Source organism: Pseudoalteromonas byunsanensis (genome assembly GCF_001854475.1).
Classification (GTDB): Bacteria; Pseudomonadota; Gammaproteobacteria; order Enterobacterales; family Alteromonadaceae; genus Pseudoalteromonas; species Pseudoalteromonas byunsanensis.
In genome coordinates, this window is sequence record NZ_MNAN01000028.1 from 21,033 (window position 1) to 41,589 (window position 20,557).

Sequence of the window (20,557 nt, forward strand, 5' to 3'; positions counted from 1 at the left end):
GTGTTACCCCCATCACGGCAACTAAGGCTGTGCGCTAGCCTCCAGCTATTTTTACTTTGAATTTCAGAGCTTCTAATATTTGCTTGAGCTTTTCTCTATCGTCACCTTGGATTTCGATGATCCCATCTTTCAAAGCGCCGCCTTGACCCATTTTACTTTTTAATATTTTTGCTAGCTTCTTCAAATCATGTTGTTGAGCGTCGATGCCCACAACCAGCATGACTCCTTTGCCTTTTCTCCCTTTTGTTTGTCTCTCAATTCTGACGAATCCGTCTTTAAATACTTTAGATTCCACTTCCTTTTTTGGTTCTTTGGTATCGATTCGCCCGGTTTCTGTTGAATAAACTAAACGACTATCAGACATTTTTCTCTCACAACTTAAAAAACAGTGAACTGATCATAACATTAATCTTTTTCGTATCTGTAGTATTTCAGATGTTGAATTAAAGGAGAAAAAATCAGCTTAATTTTTCCGCAGTAACTTATTTGTGGCTAAACTGAATAAAGTGCTTATATTTAAGACAGTGTACTGAATAGTAAATTCGAAATATTTTAGGAGCTTAACATGAGTTTGAGCAAAAATTCTTCAGCAGACGGTAAGACCTTAACAATACAAATAAGAGGAAAGTTTGACTTTAACCTCGTTCAGTCTTTTCGTCAGGCGTATGCCGATGTTGGTGAGCAGACTGAAAAAGTCGTGGTTGATTTGAGAGAAACAGATTACATGGATAGCTCTGCATTAGGTATGCTGTTGAATATGAAAAAAACGCTCGCAGAATCAATCGATACTATTCAAATTACCAACTGTCGCCCTCAACTAAAGAAAATATTGCAAATATCAAGGTTTGACAAAAAGTTTGATATTGACTGATAAAGCCTCTCAACAGGAAATGTAACTGTGCGCGTATTGGTTGTAGATGATCAGCCGTTAAACTGTATTTTGCTAAAAGCGATGTTAGAGCAACAAGAATATGAAGTGGTTGTTGCTAATGATGGAGCTCAGGCAATTGAGTTAATGCAACAATATGAAATTGATGTGGTGTTGCTCGATGTCATTATGCCAGTAATGAATGGGTTTGAGGCTGCGCCTAAAATAAAAGAATTGGCTGGGGATGTGTATCTACCAGTTATCTTTATCACCACACTAGAAGATCATGACAGCTTTGAGAAATGTTTAGCCGTAGGTGGTGATGACTTTATCCATAAGCCGTTTGATAGAGTTATATTATCTGCAAAGATCAAGGCTCATGCTCGTACTCGCAGGTTGAGCCAAGAGGCGAACCAGCAGAAGAAGCAACTTGAATATCACTACAATCAAATAGAACGAGAGCATGAAATTGTTGAACACATTTTCAGTAACGCCCTCGATCAATCTTCTCGATATCATCAGCATTGTGACTATCACCTTTCCCCAGCTTCAATGTTCAATGGAGACATGTTCTTGATGGCAAAAAGTCCTATGGGTGGGTTTTATTGTCTACTTGGAGATTTTACTGGACATGGTTTGGCTGCGGCAGTCGGTGCATTACCTGCGTCACGAATTTTTTATGCCATGGTTAGTAAAGGGATGGCGGTTAATGACATTGCATTTGAATTAAACGGGGTATTAAACACCTTGTTACCAAGCAACATGTTTTGTGCGGCAGCCATTGTGGAGCTTAGCGAATCAGGGAGAAGTGTGTCGGCTTGGCTAGGCGGGTTGCCTGATATTTATCTCATTGATGAGCAAGGTAATCTAATACAAACGTTAGAGTCACAACACATGGCGCTGGGAATTTTAGATGATGACGAGTTTGAGCGCACAACAATTCATTTGGAAGTCAAAGCAAACCAGCGGTTGGTGCTGGCCACTGATGGCATAATCGAAACAGAAAATAAACATGGAGAAATGTTCGGTGAGCAGCGGTTGAAAGAGGTACTGCGAAGCTGTGACAACATCTCGACTGAGCAAATAATTCAACTGACGCAAAGCTTTTCTGAACATAGCGCACAGCAAGACGATTTGAGCATAGCCATTATCAATTGTTTAGCGAGCGAAAAAATCAAAAATGCACCCATTACATACTCAAAAATTCCTTTTGAGTTGAGTGTAAAGGTTGACGCCCAGTGTATTGCTAGCACGGATCCAATATTGGAATTGGTTGATGTCCTGAGCAAAATAGAAGGAGTGAGCGAGCATAGGTCTAATATTTTCTTACTGCTTTCGGAGGCATATAACAACGCTGTGGATCATGGCGTGCTTGGCTTAGATTCAAATATCAAAAATAAAGACGACGGCTTTTTGGAGTATTATCAAATTAGAGAAAAAGCACTGTTAAAACTAGAAAAAGCTTCGGTAAGTATGAAGGTTGAATATGTGCCCCAAAAAGCTGTATTAATATTTACAATTGCAGACTCGGGTAGCGGATTTAGAGTTAAGGACAGTGAAGATGATAATCTTCTGTTGGAGTACGGTCGAGGGCTACGTTTACTGCAAGAGATGTCTTGCGACATTCAATTTAACACCCAAGGTAACGAGGTGAAAATAGTTTATTCTTTGTAATAATTTCTATTTGCAAAGCATTATTTGCGTGCTAGTCTAACGCTGTTTTTAGATGTTTGGATGGCTAGATGGTTTCTTCTTACCTAACTCAATCGGCTCTTAATACAGAGCCTGCCGATGTTGAATTGGCTTTATCTCAATTAGATGCATTCTTACAGGACCAGAATAACTGGCAAGATGCTGTGTGGTCCTATCGTATTCCAGAGCTTGGTGAAGGTGGGGCATGTAGTTTATTTGGCCACCTTCAGGATGAACCTTTTGAGCTGACCTCACTACTTTCGCAAGATCAACAAACCTCACAAGCGTTAGTTAAGTTACAGTCCATCGTGGCTTTTGTACAAAGCAAAACAAATGTGGACTGGTTTGGTATATATCAGACTCGTGATACATCACAGGGGGCTCAGCTATTGAAACTGGCTTACCTTGGAGCACCAAGCCGACCATTGTTTCCTGTTAATGAGCAATTTGCTGCGACAAGTAATAACGTACAGGTAGCTATGAGTGGTCGAGGCCGTGTGATTAACGATGTTCCAGCTTATGTTAGTAACGGCGGCGAGTATTATACTTGTGATCCAAAAGTACAGGCCGAAGCTTGTTTACCACTGTTTGATAATGCAAACAACTGTATCGGTATCATTGATGCTGAAGCGTTTAGCAAAGATTTTTTTACACCAAGCGTGTTAGCTTTACTAATTGCTGTATGTATTAAAATTCCTCAGTATCTACCTGAGTGATATGACTCGTTTTGACCAATAATTATGTTAATATGAGCTCAGTTTAAACCCTAGTGTTCAGCGAGGCATAGCGCCCGTGCAGTGCAGATATTGCTCGCTGATATAACGTAAAATAAGAGATGACCCATGTTCAGTGAATTAAAACCACTACCAACAGATCCAATCCTAGGATTGATGGCAGCTTACAAGCAAGATACAAACCCAAACAAAATTGATTTAGGCGTTGGGGTTTATAAAGACGAACAGGGCGATACACCTGTGCTACGTGCCGTTAAAAAGGCGGAAGCATTTCGATTAGAAAATGAAAAAACGAAATCTTACATTGGTTTAGCAGGTAACTTGGATTTTTGTCATAAGATGGAGTCGTTGCTTCTAGGTGAGCACGGCACATTATTGGCTAATCGAGTTCGCACAGCTCAAACGCCAGGTGGTACTGGTGCGTTACGCGTTGCTGCGGAGTTCATCAAACGTTGTAATACCAATGCAACAGTGTGGGTTACCACTCCAACATGGGCAAACCACATTAGTTTATTTGAAGCAGCAGGCCTTCAGGTTAAAGAATATCCTTACTATGACTACGAAAATAAGGGCCTGCTTTTTGATGAAATGATCAATGCGCTAAAACAAGTGCCAAAAGGTGATGTTGTATTACTTCATGCATGTTGCCACAATCCAAGCGGCATGGATCTTAATGCAGAGCAGTGGAAAGTGGTTGCTGAACTAGCAAAAGAAGTAGGTTTTACACCATTAATTGATATTGCATACCAAGGTTTTGGTGCAAGCTTAGATCAAGATGCCTATGGCTTACGTTTACTTGCTGACGCAGTAGATGAGCTTATCATTTGCTCTTCGTGCTCAAAGAACTTTGGGTTGTATCGTGAGCGAGTGGGTGCGTGTACACTCATCTCTAAAGATGCAGCAACAGCAGACATCTCAAACTCAGTATTGTTGAGTGTTGTACGTAGCATTTATTCAATGCCTCCAGCGCATGGTGCTGATATTGTAAATACAATTTTAAGCAGCACTGAATTAACCCAAATGTGGCACGAAGAGTTAGATGAAATGCGTTCACGCATCAATGGGCTACGTACGTTAATCAAAGATAGTTTAGCGGCTAAGGGCGTTGCTCAGGACTTTTCTTTCATTGATAAACAAAATGGTATGTTCTCATTCTTAGGTATCAATAAAGAGCAAATTGATCGTCTTCAAAAAGATTATGGTATCTATATCGTTGGATCGAGCCGAGTAAATGTTGCTGGTATCAGCCAAGCAAACATCGATTACTTCGCTAATGCCGTTGCTGATGTATTGAAGTAACAAACAGCTAGATATACAAAAGCCGCACATTGCGGCTTTTTTATTGTCAGTTGTAACCCTTACTACCTACGCCTCTTTTAACGGCGTTACATTTTCAGTGTTTGATTTGGCAGAGGGCTTAGCTTTTTTTGTTACAGCGGGTTTACTGCCCTTTAGCACAGCTACAAATTCATCTTTTTGCTTCGCAATCTCAAGTGCTAGCGATTCAACTTGTTGCTCGCTAAGGGGAACATCAACTTTGCTCAGCATCTGCTCCAACGACTCTGCAACGTCTAACATTTTGTCGTATGCATCAGCCTCTTTTTTACTGGTAAAGGTCATGCGCTCGACTCCGTTTCTTTCAACCACATACTTAACAATAACAGCCATGATCACTCCTGCTAAACACTGTTTTTTTATACAGTAAATCTTTATGATGCATTATGCAAGGTTTTATTCACTCTTGCCCTTTATCTTAACCAGCATAACGTAACTTTATTAAATTAAAACTACCTGAGTGTTTTTCATGGACAAGTATCTTGACAAATTAAGGTACATTTCCTTTATTTAATGTTCCTTGATAGTAAGTATTTTTGAAGTATGAGTACTTACGCAAAGGATTAAATTAAGGAATATAACTAGTAAGGAACTACTATAATGAAATCAATTATATTTGTTGTAACTTTAATCATCGGCTTTGGGCTTAATTGCAATGCAAGTGCTCAAGAGCTCAATGACTCTACTCGCGTTACGATCGTTGACCATACCACCCATTTAGTTGATATTAACTCAGCTTCAATTGATGAACTGGCAAAGCTGCCGGGAGTCGGCCAAAAGAAAGCTCAGGCTATTATTGACTACCGCCAAACAAACGGCCGGTTTGTAGACCTTGATGCGTTACAACAAGTTAAAGGCATTGGGAGCCGAATCGCAGCTAAATTAGAGGGCAAGATTCGTTTTTAAGCAAGGTTTAAGGGCCCATCGGGCCCTTTCTAGCGTTGCTCAGATTCAAATTTGTCAACAGCTTCATTAAGCCACGGCTTAGCAAATATGATTTCAATTGGACTGGTAAGGATAGGGTAGCTAAGTCCAGCTACTAGTAAAATAGGTAATAAGCTCCACCCTTCAAAGTAGGCTAAGGCGATGAAAAAAGGTATTAATACCGTAAGCTTAGCGATACGCAGTGTCACTTTACGCGTAGCAGGCATTTCATCCAAAGCGATGGCCAATATACGTTGTTTGTCACGCAGCTTGTAAGGCTCGAGAGATTTTATCTGGCTAAGGCGGATAATCATTTAGTGCGAACCAAAAGACTTGAGGCCAAAATAACGATAAAGCTTAAGCTATAGAACGCAAATATGATTTCCATCCAACCAGGCATGCTGAGTGTTAAGAAAGACCAATCAATGTTCCCACAGTCACCTGTAGCTGCAAAAAATGCGGGGAACCACTCGTGCAACGGCATAAAGCTAGGAAAGTTTGGCACGATGTCACAGGTAAAGGCAAAGGGGTCTGTGGTTGTTTGCATATTGATGTGTTCACGGGCGATAATCCAACCCCAAATACTGCTTATTCCCCAAATGGTAAATCCTAATCCTTTAACTAGCCAGTTTGTCGGTGATAAATAGCCCACAATACCCGCTGCAAATAAGCCAAGCATGGCGGTACGTTGATAAATACACATGATGCACGGCTCTAGCCCCATCACATATTGAAAATACAACGCCGTGATTTCGAATAATCCGGCACTTAAAGCCAGTAACGCCCATGCCTTCTTAGATGACGACAGTGCACTTAACCAATTCATACCTACTCCTGAGTATTATTTTGTTGCTATTATGAGTCATAAACGCTTTTTGCTGCAACTAATCTCGGCATAGCGCTAAGCAGGTTACTAATCGTTTTCTTTGCTTGTTAGTTGAAAATCATCTGGTACAATCAGTGGATTGCATAATGTGCGGTCATTTTTTAATAAGTGGTGCTAAATGAGAATTTTCAAAGCCAAGAGTCCAGCAGGGTTTGCTGAGGAGTATATTGTTGAATCTATATGGAACGGAGAGTTTCCACCGGGTTCTATTTTACCTGCCGAGCGAGAGCTGTCTGAATTAATTGGTGTGACGAGAACCACTCTACGTGAGGTACTTCAGCGATTAGCCAGAGATGGTTGGTTAACTATCCAACATGGGAAGCCAACACGCGTAAATAACTTTTGGGAAACATCTGGTTTAAACATCCTTGAGACACTCGCGCGCTTGGATGAAGATAAGATGCCGGAGTTAACGGATCAACTTTTATCTGCTCGCACAAATATCAGCGCTATTTATACTCGTGCTGCAATCAAGTTTAACCCTCAATCAGTCATTGAAATACTATCAAAAAGTGATGAGCTAGAAGACACTGCGGAGGCTTTTGCCGAATATGATTACCGTGTTCATCACCAATTAGCTGTTGCAGGTAACAACCGTATTTACGTGCTAGTACTTAATGGCTTTAAAGGATTGTACTCAAAAATAGGTGGTCACTATTTTTCTGATGCTCGCACAAGAGAACTTGCAAGACAGTTTTATAAAGATCTCACTATATTAGCCCAAGAGCAAAATCATGATGGTGCTATTTCGCTAATGCGTAAATATGGTCATAAAACTGGTGAGATCTGGCAGCAGCTCCGTGGTGAGATGCCTGACAACATTATGGATTAATAGATTATCAAAAAACGCCTCCCAAATGAGGCGTTTTTTGTATTGCTGATCCAAGTCTTAATCAAAAAAATAGATGATAGTTATCGCTTTATTCGATTGTTATTTTTAGGTGATGAGGAATACACTGAGGCCAAATTTGTTTTGAGGTTGTTTTTTTTAAATTTGCCTCAATATAGTCAGTACAGTTTTAGCGCATGGATATGTGCTAGATATAATTGGACAAAAACCTAACTATTTGGAGAAAACAATGGGTGTATTAGTTGGCCGTCAGGCACCAGACTTTACAGCAGCAGCGGTACTAGGTAATGGCGAAATCGTAGATAGCTACAATCTACATGAAAACATCAAAGGTAAAAAAGCGGTTGTGTTCTTTTACCCACTAGACTTCACTTTTGTTTGTCCTTCTGAGTTGATCGCATTTGACAAGCGTTTTGAAGAGTTCCAAAAGCGTGGTGTTGAAGTTATCGGTGTTTCAATCGACTCACAATTCTCACACAACGCTTGGCGTAATACACCAGTAAACGAAGGTGGTATTGGTCCAGTTAAATATGCACTTGTTGCAGACGTAAAACACGAGATCTGTAAAGCATACGACGTTGAGCACCCAGAAGCTGGCGTTGCGTTCCGTGGTTCATTCCTAATCGACGAAGAAGGTAATGTACGTCACCAAGTAGTTAACGATCTTCCTTTAGGTCGTAACATTGATGAAATGCTACGTATGGTTGACGCTCTAGCTTTCCACAGCGAGCACGGTGAAGTATGCCCTGCTGGTTGGACTGAAGGTAAAGCAGGTATGGACGCAAGCCCTGAAGGTGTTGCTAAGTTCCTATCTGAAAACGAAAACGCGCTATAATAAGCTGTCTTTCGTTTTGTAAAACCCGCCGCTTGGCGGGTTTTTATTTGCCTGCACGCCTTGTTTATTCTAGATACCACCATACACTTACCCCACGCTTAGTCTTTGTCCGACAAAGCGAAGTAGCTCAATTCCCATATACGCCACAAATGTACTTATGACTGGTAAAGAAAGTAAGCTCAATAACATTAGTTCATAACTCATAATGAGCTTTCCTCTTGAGTTTTAGTCGACTTCGACATAACCACAGTGGCTTCTTGTTCCGAAGCGATGTCTAAAGACTGAGTTACCGCTTTAAGTGTTGAAGCTTTAAGTTCTTCAATGCTGTTGTTGATGCTAGTAGTGATAGCATTACTGATCACATCGGATAGTTCGACGGTGGTATCAGATTGTAGTGGGTTTGCATAGCTAGTTGCACTTGCACAGCTAATTAATACGATAGCAGTTAGTTTTGATAAAGTTTTCATAATATTGCTCCTTTGGATTGTTAGTCGTGATAACTATTACAAAGGTTGTGCCATGTTATGAAAATATTTTATGTGGTTGTTTTTATTGTACTTTATTTTTATGGTGTCGTGGTCAATGATATTGAAAGTACTAAATTGACCACTGAGTATGGTTAAAAACGCTATATTTTAGCTATCTTGTTCAAGCAGCTGATAAATCAATTTTTTCACAGTATCAGGTTCAAAAGGTTTGTCACACAGTGCGTTGACGCCAGATTGCATAATATTGGACAAGTGCGCGTCATTTGCTTCTGAGGTCACCATCAGCACTGGAATATGCGCATGCTTGTCACTGTTGCGGATTGACTCTGTGAGTTCCTGACCATTAACTTGTGGCATATTGTAATCGGTAACGATTAAATCAAACATTTGTGTTTGTAATATTTCAAGGGCTTGAGCACCATCTTCAGCTTCAGTAAATCGGCTGGCTCCTAAGTTCGTCAATACTCTGTGTATGTATTGTCTCGCTAGCTTAGAATCATCAACAATGAGTACGCGTAGATCTTGAATGTCATAAAGGTCTAGCTCTAGCTCTTGCGGTGATAAAATGTCTAAAGTTGCGTTGATTGCTTTGCCTAAATGTTGTTTATTAAATGGCTTAGGTAAAATAGCAATCACACCAGATTGTTTAAATATTTCCAGTTGCTCTTTTCGTGTTTCACTGGAAATCAGCATAAACGGAATGGAGTATTCGCTGAGATCATTATTAATATGATGCTGGATATCTACTGCACTGCCATCGGGTAGGTGAAGACAAGAAATTATAAGATCCGGAATACTGCTTTCTAATTGGGCTTTTGCATCAGCGATAGAATCGGCAAAATCAATATGCAATATACCTTCGCCTTGCAGTTCTTTAGTAATAATTTTTCTTTGCGTAGGAGATGGCTCAATAAGCAAGATAGCAAGATCAGCACTTAGTAATTCGTTCATATGAACCCTGTTAATGTATGCGTTATCGATATTGTTTACGAGCATATTAACCAAAGGTGGGCTTAGGAGCCAGTTAATTAAGCGTATGGCTTTGCTTAGCGCCTAAATTCATTTGATTGTGGAAGGTCAACTAAAATTAAAACCGCGCCCTTGCCGCCATATTCTAGGGGAGCCTGATGCATGGCAAGTATATCTGGATGTTGAACAAGGTATTGCGGCACTTTGTGTTTTAATATGTGTTCACCAATGCCATGAACCACACAGGCACAGTAGTAGTGCTGCTTTTTGCACGCATGGATTAACGCAGCAAGCTCTTCTTTAGCGCGATCTTTGTTTAAGCCGTGCAAATCGAGGATCAACTCTGGCGCGATATCTCCTCTGCGCAATTGTTTAGCAAGGTATCTGTCTGCACCCGGTCTGACATAGTTTACAGTGCCATGGGTATCAATGTCAGGGATATACTCGTCGGAAAAATAAAACTCAGACTGATGCTGTTTTGTTTGGCTGGCAAGCTCATTTAATTTGGGCTTGCTTGGAGCCTTGTCAAAGCGCACTGTATCTTGTTTATACTCTGTTGCACCAGCAATAGACTGACGGAATAAATCAAAATCAGCATCATTAATCATGTGGGAGTTTGGGCGTTCTTTTTTCATTGGGACATTCTAAATAAAAAAAGCATAAAAACCCAGCTTAAAAACCGCTACAATAGCAACAATTACATTATGATGACTGAGATAAAAACATGAGCGAATTTCAGGTAACAGAAGCGTTAACGCAAGAAACGGTAAGCGATTTACTAACAATCAGAGATTGGCTGCGTTGGACCACTAGCCAGTTTGCAAGCGAGGGGCTGTTTTTTGGACATGGTACTGACAACGCGTGGGATGAAGCGGTAAGTCTCGTGTTACCTATTTTAAATCTGCCTTTGGACACTCCAACAGAGCTAATGAACTCGCGTCTAACTCGCACCGAAAAACTAAGGTTGTTGAGTTATATCGAAACGCGTATTGTTGAGCGTACCCCAGTTGCTTATTTGACCAATCAAGCATGGTTTGCGGGAATGCCTTTTTATGTTGATGAGCGAGTATTGGTTCCTCGTTCGCCTTTTGCGGAATTAGTCAATAACAGGTTTTCTCCTTGGTTGAGAGAAGCTCAGCCCGTTGAGCGTATTTTGGATATGTGTACGGGCTCTGGCTGTATTGCGATTGCATTAGCGCAGGCTTTTCCAGAGTCACAAGTAGATGCAGTGGATATCTCGTATGACGCGTTGGAAGTGGCCAATATCAATATTGATGACTATATGCTTCAAGATCAGGTGTTTGCGATTCAGTCTGATGTATTTAGTGGTATCGAAGGTCAGAAGTATGACTTAATCGTTGCCAATCCACCTTATGTTGATGCTGAAGATATGGCGGATTTACCCCATGAGTTTCATCATGAACCAGAACTTGGGTTGGCATCAGGTGAAGACGGCTTGGATGTAACTCGTACTATTTTACAACAGGCGGCTGAACACTTAACTGATGATGGTTGGCTGTTTGTAGAAGTAGGTAACTCTATGGTACATATGGAAGCATTGTATCCGGGCGCACCGTTTGAATGGGTTGAATTTGAGCACGGTGGTCTTGGTGTGTTTGTGGTTTCAAAGCAGCAATTAATTGAATATTTTAATGACTGATTAATGATTTAACTCAGTGGTTTAGGGTGTCATTTGGAATGAGGATAAATAATGGCAGGTAATAGCATAGGTCAGCTTTTTAAAGTGAGCACCTTCGGAGAAAGTCATGGCCCAGCCTTAGGTGGTGTGGTTGATGGTGTTCCGGCGGGATTAGAGCTTTGTGAAGCTGATTTACAAATTGATTTAGACAGACGAAAGCCCGGACAAAGTCGCTACACCACGCAGCGCAGAGAAGGGGATGAGATCAAGATTCTTTCCGGAGTATTTGAGGGTAAAACAACGGGTACCAGTATTGGCCTGTTGATTGAAAACACCGATCAACGTTCTCAGGATTACGGAAAAATTGCTGATGTGTTCCGCCCAGGTCACGGGGATTATACCTATTGGCATAAATATGGTCACCGCGACTACCGTGGTGGAGGGCGCTCATCAGCGAGAGAAACTGCAATTAGAGTAGCAGCAGGTGGTATTGCGAAAAAATATCTGCGCCAAGTACATGGCATTGAAATTAATGCCTGCTTATCGCAATTAGGTCCAATTAAAGCCACGCAATTCAACTGGAAGCAGGTTGAGCAGAATCTATTTTTCTTTCCCGATGAAAGCAAGTTGGATGAACTTGATGAGTACATGCGTGAACTGAAAAAGTCTGGAGATTCTGTTGGCGCGAAAGTGATGGTTGTTGCTAAAAATGTACCTGTTGGCTTGGGAGAGCCGGTTTTTGACCGTTTAGATGCAGAGATAGCTCATTCTTTAATGAGTATCAATGCGGTTAAAGGGGTTGAGATTGGCGATGGTTTTGCAGTTGTGGAGCAAAAAGGCTCCCAGCACCGTGACGAGTTAACACCAGATGGTTTTACCAGCAATCATGCGGGTGGAGTTTTGGCAGGTATTTCAACGGGGCAAGATATCATCGCCTCAATAGCGCTTAAACCTACATCTAGTATTACCATTCCTGGTCAAAGTATTAATACCTCAAATGAAGCGGTTGAGATGGTCACTAAAGGGCGTCATGACCCATGTGTTGGTATTCGCGCTATACCAATTGCTGAAGCGATGATGGCGATAACCTTGATGGATCATTTGCTACGCCAGCGTGGGCAAAACCCAGATGTGCAATTAGCACATGGTCCTATCAAAGCCAGTATAGAATAACGTCGTATAGTAACTGGTTTTCATGATCCGCAGGAAAATGAAAGCCAGACACTATTTTTCATTCACCCCGAAAAAAATCCCCCCTGAAGTAGAGAATACTTTCCCACTAATATAAAAATAAGCTACCTTATTAATCAAAAGGTTGAAATATATCTTATACCAACGAAACTGTAATGGATTTGATTATGAAGCGTATCTTGAAAGTACTTTTGTTACCCTTAGTACTGTGTGCAATGAACCATGCTAGTGCTGAAGTAGAATTCAAACTGCGACAGCTATCGCCCCATCTTCATGTACTCTATGGTCAAGGTGGAAACATAGCTATCAGTGTGGGTGAAGATGGTATTTATCTGGTAGATGATCAGTTTGCGAAATTGAGTGATGGCATACGAGCACAAATAAGTAAACTAAAGCCAGAAGTACCTGAGTTTGTTATCAACACACATCATCATGGTGATCATACAGGTGGGAACGAAAATTTTGCAAACGCGGGTAGCCATGTTATCGCGCACAAAAACGTATATCGTCGCTTGAAAGACAAACATGGTGAAGGTTCGAAATTTTTGCCAGTGATCAGCTTTGGCCAAGACATGACGCTGCATTTTAATGGTGAGAATGCCAAAGTTTGGCATTATGCCAATGCCCATACGGATGGTGATGCGGTGATTTTTTATGAACGCGCTAACGCTGTACATACAGGTGATATATTTTTCAACTTAAACAGTCTGCCATTTGTCGATGTAGATAGTGGTGGCTCACTTGATGGAGTGATAGCGTCCGTTGCTAATATCCTTGAGCGTATCGATGATAAGACGATTGTGATCCCAGGTCATGGCCCTGTTACCAATAAAGATGGTTTGACAGAATATAAAGCGCTTCTTGAGCACTCTAAAAGCATCATGCTTGCAGCGATAGAAAAGCACCAAAGCTTAGAAGCTGTTGTAGCGGCTCAGCCGCTGGCGGAGCTAAAATTGAGTTATGCAAATTGGCTACCTCAAGAACGTGTAACTAAATTGTTTTATCGCAGTTTAATGTCCTCAGAAGGTAATGATTGATAACGGGTAAAATTCAGCTGATATTATTACCAGCTCTCAATCTATTGTGCGCTCAGTTGTATTATTACATGCACATATGAAGGAATATTAATGGCATCATCTGTAAACTCTTCAAGCTTGCTCTGTGATACATCTTTGTTAGAGACTGTTTGGTGGCAACACACTCAATTGCTTAACTCAGCTGACTCTGAGTTGAAGTTAGATAGTGAGGTTGATCGAGCTATATTCGACTTACTGGGTGTCAGTCAACATCAAGGTATATCAGCAGTATATGAGAACGCTTTATCATTTGATGGCTTTTTAAGTCATATTGCCAAAATAAGTAGCTTTAGTCTGTTGAATTTAAATCGCGCCAGTGCATATCTTAATGGGGTAAATCAGCCTGCACAGATACAGCAAAGGTTTGACGAAATAGCAGCCATGCCAGATGTGCTAACTTCAGAAGATTTGCAACAGTGGCAAGAAGATGGTTATGTGATCTTAAAAGAGGCATTGGATCTGAAACAATGTTCTGCAGTTAAAAAAGCCATTGCTGATTTTTTGAGTGTTGATCTTAATGACTCATCAAAGTGGTATGATTTGGAACTGCGCGCTGGCATTATGGTTGAATTAATTCAGCACCCCGCTTTAACACAGGCACGTAATGCGAAACGGATCCATAAAGCTTATAGCCAGTTATGGGGGACAGAAGACCTAATCGTGTCTACCGATCGGTGTGGTTTTAACCCTCCACAGACCCATACACATCCATTTTCAGGTCCCGATTTACACTGGGATCTTAACCTTTGCAAACCACTACAACTTGGTACTCAAGGCATAGTATATTTGACCGATACAGCACCAGAGCAAGGGGCATTAACGGTTGTACCAGGCTTCCATCATCAGTTGCCTAAACAGATCAAACAATATGTGAGTAAGCAACATCAGATTGACCTTCATCAATTTGGTTCTAGGGCCATTGGTGCAAATGCTGGTGATATGGTGATTTGGCACCATTTTTTGCCTCATGGAAGCCGCCCCAATCTGACCGAGCAACCAAGAATAGTCCAATACATCAATATGTATCCGTTTCCAAAAACTCGGTGAATAACTACAAATGAACGTCAATATTTTTGTCATTTAAGAAAAAAGAATCAACGGCTAATATTGAATAAATACATTATTGGTATTTTTATACTCATTATTTATATTTTATAGCTCTTGCTGTTATTTGTTTTTGCCTGTTTTATAAACATCGTGTAAAGTGACCCTCAAATTATTTCTTGTGTAATCAATGTTTAATAAAGATGGTTGGATATTAATAATGTGTTAATGTTCTGTCTGATCTTGATGTCTTTAGGGGTTTAAATTGTCTTTTATAAATAGAGCTATACTAGTCGCTTTTTGTTTCACTACGCTTTTCATGGTATTTTCAATCCAAGCAGCCAGTTTTAAACTTGATAAAACAAGAATTGTTTTTGAACAAGATGACCGCAGACAAGAGTTTCGGATTTACAACGACTCAGATAGATTACAAAGCTTCAGAGTTATGCTTACAGAAATGCAAATGCATGAGGCGGGGCACTTAGAAGCTGTTGATGAGTATGCTCTATCTGCCAAAGATTATTTGAGAATTGGTCCACGAGTTGCTCGAGATATACCTCCCCAAAGTTTTGCCAGAATTCGTATTATCAAAAAAGGCGTTAAAGAAAAAGGCGAGTTCCGTTCACACCTTATGGTCGAATCTTTAACTTCAGAAGTGGTAAAGCAGGTATCTGGAGTTTTCATTCAACCAAATGTTAAGTATATAATTCCTGTTTTTATTAAAAATTATTCAGCTGAAGAAAAAGCTAAGGCAACACTAAAAAAGCATTTTATTAGTAGTGAAGATAATATGTTGAACTTGGTTTTCTCTCGTGAGGGTGTAGGGTCTTTTAGTGGTAATTTAGTCGTCAAAGATGAGCAAGGGAATGAATTATATCGTGCGAATCAGGTTAGTATTTACCCAGAGTTAAATCAGCGAACGTTTAAAACAGATATTGATGCCAAGAAAATAAGCGGCGAACTTACCATCGCTCTTGAAAGCTTGGTTGAAAACGCAGAATTGCAATTTGAGACAAAAATATAATCATATTTAAAGGAATATATTATGAGAAAGCCTCTGCTGTGGGTATTACTAGTCATGCTTCCAATTGTTGGCACATCAGCAAAGGAATTCGGTTTTCAGGTTAATTATGAAGCTGTAAAAACCGTACTAGAGATAATTGAAGTTAAGAAGCTGCAGTTTCCAGATTTGCTCTCAGATAATAGTACTGAGGAAGGAGCCTATTGCAGTGCAACGGGTACGCCTAACCCAAATAATAGTGCTCGCTCACTTTGTCCTGGCTTGATAGGTCAGCCTGGAGTATTCGACATTGTGGGAGCTGCGAATGCTACTATAGTACTGACCCATACAGCCGATCACACGATCAACGGTTTGCGCTTGACCACCAACAAACATGCCACGCCAATTGTAAAAACTTTACGCCTAAATGCTTCAGGTACTGCTGAATATGTCGCACAAAGTATGATTACGCTAGTGGATAAAGACGCTGCTAACAGCTCGGAATATTATTTTACCTTTGATATTTCAGTAGCTTACCAATAATAATTTTTCTACCCATTAAAATATTAACTAAAGGAAATCATGATGAAAAAGATCTCGACTCTAGCTATGGCTCTAGCTCTTAGCGCAACAGCAAATGCAGAGCAGTTCACTGTTGAAGTAACACTTAAAAAGGAAGAAGTGCCACTTACAATCACGCAAACTCAAGCAATGTCTTTCCCTGAGCTGATGATCACTCGTGCTACTAACGTCGGTGCAGTTTGTACGTCACAACCAAACCAGCCGTCTGGTAGATCTGCCGAAGACAGATTGTGTACAGGTTCTGGGACTTATGCTCACTTTAGACTGTCGGGTGTACCTTACGCGGACGTAACATGGACATTACCTGCACAGTCACAAGATCAAGACGGCTTGCGTTTTACTATGAACCTTCTTGAGTCTTCTACCCTTGCCACACACCAGAAGTTAACTTCTGGTGGTATTTTGGATTTAGGCAACTTCGGTACAATTACTTTGATTGACCATGACCTAGCAATGCAAAACCCTGGTGTTAAATCATTCACTTACGATATTGTAGCTGCATATCAGTAACCTCAAAAAGTGCTAGCTGCAAGGCAGCTAGCTTCTGCAACTTTTAACTTCCAACTGCTTCTGTGAAACGTTCAGCTTTCCTCCTGTTTTTTATACTACTGAATTTACTCATTACTCGCAGTGGTGAGGCGCAAGAGTACCTCGATTTTATTTTTGCTGATCTGAAAATCGACAACCGACTCGTTTCTGGTGAAGTTGAACTTATTACTCGAGACTACGAGAATTTCTACCTTTCACTACAGAGCTTTAATGAGCATCTAGCTTGTGAACTCATACTTGATATGAACTCTGGGCTGCTAACGGGGAAGTTTTGGGATGAAGAAGTAAACAAAACTCTATCTCCAGAGCTATTTATGCTTGAAGAAGATGAGCCATTTGTGTCAATCCGTTTGTTGGCAGTTCTCTCAATAGAATATGAATTCAATCACGCTAAGCAATGGTTGCGGATAATAACTAATGATATGCATCCTAGAACCAAAGAGCTAATAGCGCAGGAGAGGAAAAAACTTATAGCAGCTATTAAGGAAAGAAAAGCATCGTTATTGGTTAAAGAAAATGAATATCGTGCGTTTACGGCTCCTAATATGGACGTTAATTTAGCGCTAAAGCATCAAAAGGATGCTGGGTATTACGCATATGCACAGCTTACGCAGGATTTGTTATATCACCAAGCTGATATTCAAATGAGTCAAAGTGATAATAATGAATTGACTGGAGAAGCTGTTTTTTCTCGTAAACTCCATATGCATAGAGTGCCAATGAGCTATAAGTTTGGAGATGTGAGAGCGTCCCAAGCTACGCTTTCTCAGAACGTTTCAAAAGGGGTCGGACTGTATTTTGGTCAAGATGAAAGGAGGAGCCAGAAGTTACAAGAAAATGTTAGTGGTTATATTATACCTGGCACCGAAGTTTCTTTATTTCAAAATGATTATTTGCTGGATTTTGTAGTCGCTCGTGACGATGGTTTCTATGAGTTTAAAGGGCTAAATTTTAGAGATCATCGAGCGGTATATCGGATCCGTTTTAACTATCCTGATGGAAGGGTAGAGGAGCGCGCCATATCTAAACCTAGTTGGCAGGGATTAAGGGAGGGGCAGTGGACTCCTGAATTTTTGTACGTTGATTCTAGTGAAAGCCTACTTAAAACGTATGGGGCAAAAAATGAGCGCAAGTTCGCAATGGCCAATGCCACTTATATTTATAGCAAGTCGACATTGTTACGTGGTGGATTGGAATGGAGTGACAGCGAGCAACAAAGCAACCTGATCCCTTTCACGGATATCGAGTGGCGGGACGACACGGGCTCGCTGTTCACTTCCAAACTTGGCTATAGCGATCAGTTGATATATGAAGGTCAATTGAATATTAACAGTAACAACCACGCCGTATATTTGCAAAATAGTAAGCGCGACATGGAAGATTCTATCGTTAGGAGTCGCTCTGTAGGCTATATATACACAGGTGAAGTGTTCAAGTTTGATAGTCGTTATTATGATGCATCGAGTTCTGGGTTTAATGCTCAAGAACAAGGTGTAGAGTTTAAACTAGGATATTCTGCAAAGGGACATAGCCACTATATTAGTTGGAACAATCAAGTGAGCGGTTTTAGTGCTGACAAGGTATCGTTTGTTTCCTCATACAATAGTAGTTGGGGAGCGTTGAATCTATCCTTAAGCCGTGAGTTTTATGAACGAAAAGCTGACCAATTTATGCTGTCCTACAACAAGTACTGGCAAGGGTATAACTTTTCTACATCTGTCCGTTACGCTCCAGAGCGCAAGGATACAACAACTAAATTTCGACTTTCGAAGTCACTAGAATCCGTGTCTCTAAGTTTTTCTTTATCCAACAGCACTGCCGGTGAAAGCGTAGCGACGCTGAATTTTTCTTTTTCATTTCATGGCAAGGCTCCGTTAAAAACATTAAGTAGTTCGTCGTATAGGCGAGGTAGTGTAGTCAAAAATTGGGCCTTTTTGGACTCAAACTATAATGGTATGTGGGATGGAGAGCTTTCGGAGCCTATCCTAAATGGTGTTAAGCTAAAAGCTTCACAGCAGCGACCAAAGGAGTTTGTTTCCGAAGAACAATCGCACATGGTGGGAGTAGACGTTTATGATCCTACTATATTTCATGTGGACGCAGAGTCATTAGACAACCCTTTTTTGATCCCGGTTTTCCCAACGGTGCAACTTGAATCACATCCCGGTGGTGTCATAGATGTTGCGCTCCCTTTTCAGCAAGTTTTTGAGGCAGAAGGGGAGGTAATAAAGTTTAATGCTCAAGGTAAGCAGGAGCGAAATAGTGGTTTTGTCCCCCTTGAAATACTAACACTCGAAGGTGAGCAATCTTCATTGAGAGAATACAGTACAGAGCATGATGGCTTTTTCATAATAGATAGACTTCAGAAGGGCCAATATTTACTAACAGTACCTGAGCAATATTTGCGTGATCACAACCTTGAATGTGAAAACTGTCAGCAAGTGATAGATACACAAATGGCAGATGATTATATTTTCTTTTTAGAGCCTATTAAGCTTATACCTAAAGCAATAGCCAGTAAGGAATCTTTATAAGTAACGAAATTTATGAGAGTGAAAGTGGTTATTAGAGCTGTTACAGACAGCAAAAAGCCACAACAAGATGTGGCTTTTTATTTTTAAAATCAGAGCTTAAATTCAGCTATGGTATTTTTCACAAGCTTCAAGAGTGTTCTCAATCAAGCTAGCTACTGTCATAGGGCCAACACCACCAGGTACAGGCGTGATAAAGCTGGCGTTTTGCTCTGCGATACGGTACTGAACATCACCAACTAATTTGCCGGAATCCAAACGGTTGATACCCACATCAATTACAATGGCACCTTCTTTAACCCAATCCCCAGGAATAAATTCAGGCTTACCAACGGCGACTACCAATAAATCAGCTCGTCTAACATGTGCTTCTAAATCTTGAGTAAACTTGTGACATACGGTGGTTGTGCAGCCTGCCAGTAAAAGCTCTAAAGACATAGGGCGACCAACAATATTTGAAGCACCAACAACGACAGCATGCATTCCTTTATAACGGACACCTGTTGAATCAAGTAGCGTCATTATACCTTTCGGTGTGCAAGGTCTAAGTGCTGGCATTCTCTGTGCTAGGCGGCCAATGTTATATGGGTGGAAACCGTCTACATCTTTATGTGGATGAATACGCTCAAGAATTTTTTCAGCATCAAGTCCTTCAGGTAGAGGCAATTGAACTAAAATACCGTCAACCTCAGGGTCGTTATTCAAAGCATCAACTAACTCTAGCAACTGTTGTTCACTTGTATCCCCTGGGAGGTCAAAAGACTTTGAAATAAACCCGACTTCTTCACATGCTTTACGTTTTGAACCAACATAAACTTGACTGGCAGGATCTTGCCCTACCAATACAACTGCGAGTCCTGGGGCACGAAGACCCTGTTCAACGCGCTCGGCAACACGTTTAGTTACTGTTGTGCGTACTTGTTTGGCGATTGCCTTACCATCTATGATGTTTGCCGTCATGGGTGACCTTTCTTGGGATTAAAAACTTGAACGATAGTGAGCGTATAGGGGTTGCGCTCAAATTGCCACTTAACAATATAAAGTAGCGTCATTGTGCTATTTTCTCAGAAAACAGCGCAAGCGCCAAGCTGATATACCGTTTTACCTAATAATATCTGCTTATCAGCGCCAAATAGGGCCTCAAAACTGTTTAATTTTCAGCAAAGTGATCTACTTCTTGAACATTTTGTAGCAAAAGTAGTCAGTTGAAACGATTTTTTGAAAAAGTGTTTGACCTAGTTCGGCCAAATCACTATTATGCACCCCGTTGTCAACGAGGTCACTCGAAAACAACAAATGGTATCGGCGATTAGCGCAGTTTGGTAGCGCACTTGGTTTGGGTCCAAGGGGTCGCAGGTTCAAAT

Annotated in this window: 23 protein-coding genes; 15 read left to right on the forward strand and 8 right to left on the reverse strand. The window is 40.8% G+C overall.

Annotated elements, in window-relative coordinates; translation table 11 throughout:
• Nucleotides 1-34: 34 nt before the first annotated feature.
• The gene (locus BIW53_RS07660) at nucleotides 35-364 is read right to left on the reverse strand and encodes an SUI1 family translation initiation factor (RefSeq protein ID WP_070991278.1); all 330 of its coding nucleotides are present in this window, start codon (nucleotides 362-364) and stop codon (nucleotides 35-37) included.
• A gap of 201 nt (nucleotides 365-565) precedes the next feature.
• Here BIW53_RS07660 and BIW53_RS07665 point away from each other — a divergent pair, with 201 nt between their 5' ends.
• From BIW53_RS07665 to BIW53_RS07680, 4 genes are all read left to right on the forward strand, one after another.
• Nucleotides 566-871, forward strand: coding sequence for an STAS domain-containing protein (locus BIW53_RS07665; protein WP_070991279.1), 306 nt, complete (start codon nucleotides 566-568; stop codon nucleotides 869-871).
• Nucleotides 872-898: 27 nt separating this feature from the next.
• The gene (locus BIW53_RS07670) at nucleotides 899-2,542 is read left to right on the forward strand and encodes a fused response regulator/phosphatase (protein ID WP_070991280.1); all 1,644 of its coding nucleotides are present in this window, start codon (nucleotides 899-901) and stop codon (nucleotides 2,540-2,542) included.
• Nucleotides 2,543-2,610: 68 nt separating this feature from the next.
• Nucleotides 2,611-3,276 carry a GAF domain-containing protein gene (locus BIW53_RS07675; protein ID WP_070991281.1) on the forward strand — a complete coding sequence of 222 codons (666 nt, stop codon included), beginning with the start codon at nucleotides 2,611-2,613 and terminating at the stop codon, nucleotides 3,274-3,276.
• A 126-nt stretch (nucleotides 3,277-3,402) separates the two neighbouring features.
• Complete coding sequence (locus tag BIW53_RS07680) at nucleotides 3,403-4,593, forward strand: amino acid aminotransferase (RefSeq protein ID WP_070991282.1); 1,191 nt, start codon at nucleotides 3,403-3,405, stop codon at nucleotides 4,591-4,593.
• Between the two features lie 66 nt (nucleotides 4,594-4,659).
• Here BIW53_RS07680 and BIW53_RS07685 read toward each other — a convergent pair whose 3' ends face one another.
• Entirely contained in the window at nucleotides 4,660-4,962 is a 303-nt protein-coding gene (locus tag BIW53_RS07685; protein ID WP_070991283.1) for a YebG family protein, read from the reverse strand.
• Nucleotides 4,963-5,229: 267 nt separating this feature from the next.
• On the opposite strand from BIW53_RS07685, the gene BIW53_RS07690 reads away from it, so the two are divergent.
• Nucleotides 5,230-5,535, forward strand: a complete 306-nt coding sequence (locus tag BIW53_RS07690; protein WP_070991284.1) for a ComEA family DNA-binding protein — start codon at nucleotides 5,230-5,232, stop codon at nucleotides 5,533-5,535.
• Between the two features lie 29 nt (nucleotides 5,536-5,564).
• Here BIW53_RS07690 and BIW53_RS07695 read toward each other — a convergent pair whose 3' ends face one another.
• Both BIW53_RS07695 and dsbB read right to left on the reverse strand, forming a co-directional pair.
• Nucleotides 5,565-5,867, reverse strand: coding sequence for a hypothetical protein (locus BIW53_RS07695; protein WP_070991285.1), 303 nt, complete (start codon nucleotides 5,865-5,867; stop codon nucleotides 5,565-5,567).
• The gene (dsbB, locus tag BIW53_RS07700; protein ID WP_070991286.1) at nucleotides 5,864-6,379 is read right to left on the reverse strand and encodes a disulfide bond formation protein DsbB; all 516 of its coding nucleotides are present in this window, start codon (nucleotides 6,377-6,379) and stop codon (nucleotides 5,864-5,866) included. The genes BIW53_RS07695 and dsbB overlap by 4 nt, the downstream gene beginning before the upstream one ends.
• 178 nt (nucleotides 6,380-6,557) lie before the next feature.
• Between dsbB and fadR the strand changes: the two genes are divergently transcribed.
• A complete protein-coding gene (gene fadR / locus BIW53_RS07705; RefSeq protein ID WP_070991287.1) occupies nucleotides 6,558-7,271 on the forward strand; it encodes a fatty acid metabolism transcriptional regulator FadR in 714 nt (237 codons plus the stop codon).
• 247 nt (nucleotides 7,272-7,518) lie between these two features.
• Entirely contained in the window at nucleotides 7,519-8,124 is a 606-nt protein-coding gene (locus tag BIW53_RS07710; protein WP_070991288.1) for a peroxiredoxin C, read from the forward strand.
• A gap of 200 nt (nucleotides 8,125-8,324) precedes the next feature.
• On the opposite strand, the gene BIW53_RS07715 is transcribed toward BIW53_RS07710, so the two are convergent.
• From BIW53_RS07715 to smrB, 3 genes are all read right to left on the reverse strand, one after another.
• Nucleotides 8,325-8,591 (reverse strand): hypothetical protein, encoded by a 267-nt coding sequence (locus BIW53_RS07715; protein ID WP_070991289.1) that lies wholly within the window; start codon nucleotides 8,589-8,591, stop codon nucleotides 8,325-8,327.
• 168 nt (nucleotides 8,592-8,759) lie between these two features.
• On the reverse strand, nucleotides 8,760-9,563 hold the full coding sequence (locus BIW53_RS07720; protein ID WP_070991290.1) for a response regulator: 804 nt from the start codon (nucleotides 9,561-9,563) through the stop codon (nucleotides 8,760-8,762).
• Between the two features lie 95 nt (nucleotides 9,564-9,658).
• The gene (smrB, locus tag BIW53_RS07725; RefSeq protein WP_070991291.1) at nucleotides 9,659-10,216 is read right to left on the reverse strand and encodes an endonuclease SmrB; all 558 of its coding nucleotides are present in this window, start codon (nucleotides 10,214-10,216) and stop codon (nucleotides 9,659-9,661) included.
• 89 nt (nucleotides 10,217-10,305) lie between these two features.
• On the opposite strand from smrB, the gene prmB reads away from it, so the two are divergent.
• The 8 genes from prmB to BIW53_RS07765 all read left to right on the forward strand — a co-directional run bounded on the left by prmB (nucleotide 10,306) and on the right by BIW53_RS07765 (nucleotide 19,196).
• Nucleotides 10,306-11,241, forward strand: a complete 936-nt coding sequence (gene prmB / locus BIW53_RS07730; RefSeq protein ID WP_070991292.1) for a 50S ribosomal protein L3 N(5)-glutamine methyltransferase — start codon at nucleotides 10,306-10,308, stop codon at nucleotides 11,239-11,241.
• 51 nt (nucleotides 11,242-11,292) lie between these two features.
• Nucleotides 11,293-12,393 (forward strand): chorismate synthase, encoded by a 1,101-nt coding sequence (gene aroC, locus BIW53_RS07735; protein ID WP_070991293.1) that lies wholly within the window; start codon nucleotides 11,293-11,295, stop codon nucleotides 12,391-12,393.
• Between the two features lie 185 nt (nucleotides 12,394-12,578).
• Complete coding sequence (locus BIW53_RS07740) at nucleotides 12,579-13,448, forward strand: MBL fold metallo-hydrolase (RefSeq protein ID WP_070991294.1); 870 nt, start codon at nucleotides 12,579-12,581, stop codon at nucleotides 13,446-13,448.
• Nucleotides 13,449-13,538: 90 nt separating this feature from the next.
• Nucleotides 13,539-14,534, forward strand: coding sequence for a phytanoyl-CoA dioxygenase family protein (locus tag BIW53_RS07745; protein ID WP_070991295.1), 996 nt, complete (start codon nucleotides 13,539-13,541; stop codon nucleotides 14,532-14,534).
• Nucleotides 14,535-14,796: 262 nt separating this feature from the next.
• Nucleotides 14,797-15,555, forward strand: a complete 759-nt coding sequence (locus BIW53_RS07750) for a fimbrial biogenesis chaperone (RefSeq protein WP_070991296.1) — start codon at nucleotides 14,797-14,799, stop codon at nucleotides 15,553-15,555.
• A gap of 21 nt (nucleotides 15,556-15,576) precedes the next feature.
• Nucleotides 15,577-16,074, forward strand: coding sequence for a hypothetical protein (locus tag BIW53_RS07755; RefSeq protein ID WP_070991297.1), 498 nt, complete (start codon nucleotides 15,577-15,579; stop codon nucleotides 16,072-16,074).
• 39 nt (nucleotides 16,075-16,113) lie between these two features.
• Nucleotides 16,114-16,623: a DUF4402 domain-containing protein gene (locus BIW53_RS07760; RefSeq protein ID WP_217495707.1), complete on the forward strand. Its 510-nt coding sequence runs from the start codon at nucleotides 16,114-16,116 to the stop codon at nucleotides 16,621-16,623.
• A 62-nt stretch (nucleotides 16,624-16,685) separates the two neighbouring features.
• Complete coding sequence (locus BIW53_RS07765; RefSeq protein WP_070991299.1) at nucleotides 16,686-19,196, forward strand: hypothetical protein; 2,511 nt, start codon at nucleotides 16,686-16,688, stop codon at nucleotides 19,194-19,196.
• A gap of 102 nt (nucleotides 19,197-19,298) precedes the next feature.
• Here the strand turns inward: BIW53_RS07765 and folD are convergent, their stop codons facing one another.
• Nucleotides 19,299-20,153, reverse strand: coding sequence for a bifunctional methylenetetrahydrofolate dehydrogenase/methenyltetrahydrofolate cyclohydrolase FolD (gene folD / locus BIW53_RS07770; RefSeq protein WP_070991300.1), 855 nt, complete (start codon nucleotides 20,151-20,153; stop codon nucleotides 19,299-19,301).
• Nucleotides 20,154-20,557 lie beyond the last annotated feature (404 nt).